General features: G+C 64.9%; 1 protein-coding gene. It reads right to left on the bottom strand.

Annotated elements, in window-relative coordinates:
* Nucleotides 1-202: hypothetical protein (locus GT045_RS34395; RefSeq protein WP_161336590.1), on the bottom strand; the 202-nt coding region annotated here is incomplete at both ends.

The following is a 202-nucleotide window of genomic DNA, read 5'->3' as shown; positions in this document are numbered from 1 at the left end:
ATGACCGTCTCGTCCGGGATCTTGGCCTGGTCGGCGACCACAGTGCGGCTGGTGACGACGGCAGCCACCGGTAGTCCTGCTTCGGCCGACCTCTCCTGGAAGTCGGCGATCTCCTCAAGGTAGTACCAGTGGTCGGCTCCGCCTGCCTGGAGGAGTTCATCGAAGCCGTCGAAGATCAGGACGGGCAGCACGCCTGAGCAGG

Origin of the sequence: Streptomyces sp. SID486, from assembly GCF_009865385.1 — a bacterium.
GTDB lineage: Bacteria > Actinomycetota > Actinomycetes > Streptomycetales > Streptomycetaceae > Streptomyces.
The sequence above is the reverse complement of the archived record's forward strand: the minus strand, read 5'-3'. Positions and strand labels throughout refer to the sequence as shown.